The sequence below is a fragment of the Mesorhizobium sp. M4A.F.Ca.ET.020.02.1.1 genome (assembly GCF_004022645.1).
Classification (GTDB): Bacteria; Pseudomonadota; Alphaproteobacteria; order Rhizobiales; family Rhizobiaceae; genus Mesorhizobium.
On sequence record NZ_RZOI01001283.1, the window covers coordinates 1 to 755 of the forward strand.

Annotated in this window: 2 protein-coding genes; both read left to right on the forward strand. The window is 67.7% G+C overall.

All coding sequences use genetic code 11. The features are described 5' to 3' along the window. Positions 1 to 523, forward strand: a 523-nt coding sequence (locus EN742_RS36660; protein WP_148670602.1) for an ATP-binding cassette domain-containing protein, incomplete at its 5' end; no start/stop codon positions are given. Beyond that, positions 520 to 755: ATP-binding cassette domain-containing protein (locus tag EN742_RS36665; protein WP_128333971.1), on the forward strand; the 236-nt coding region annotated here is incomplete at its 3' end. The genes EN742_RS36660 and EN742_RS36665, both read left to right, overlap by 4 nt.

The following is a 755-nucleotide window of genomic DNA, read 5'->3' on the forward strand; positions in this document are numbered from 1 at the left end:
CGGCCGCACCTTCCAGATTCCGCGGCCGCTGCCCAATTTGACGCTGATCGAGAACGTCATGCTTGCCGCGCAAGGGCAGACCGGCGAGCGGCTGCTTGCCAATTTCCTCACGCCGTGGCGGGTCGCCGCCGAGGAGAGAGCCGCCGCGAGGAAAGCCGCCGAGTTGCTGGAACTCGTCTCGCTGACCCGGCTGGCGCACGAGCCGGCACGCGTGCTTTCCGGCGGCCAGCGCAAGCTGCTCGAACTCGCCCGCGTGATGATGGCCGACCCGGCGATCATCCTGCTCGACGAGCCGGCGGCCGGCGTCAACGCCACCCTGCTCGAGGTCATCATCGACCGCATCCGCGACATCAACGAGAGCGGCATCACCTTCCTGTTGATCGAGCACAACATCGACATGGTGACGCGGCTTTGCCACCGCGTGCTGGTGATGGCGAGCGGCGAGCTCTTGTGCGAGGGCACCGCCGACGAGGTGGCGCGCGACCAACGCGTCATCGAGGCCTATCTCGGGGGCGCGGCATGAGTGAAGCCGTGCTTGACGTCAGTGAACTCGAGGCCGGCTACGAGCCTGGGGTGCCGATCGTGCGCGGCGCCTCGATCACTGTCAACAAGGGCGAGATCGTCGTCGTCCTCGGGCCGAACGGCGCCGGGAAGTCGAGCCTGATCAAGGCCGTCGCCGGCCTTGTTCCGATCAGCCGGGGCAAGGTGCTGCTCGATGGCAAGGACATCACCGCGGCGCCGGCGCACACCATGGT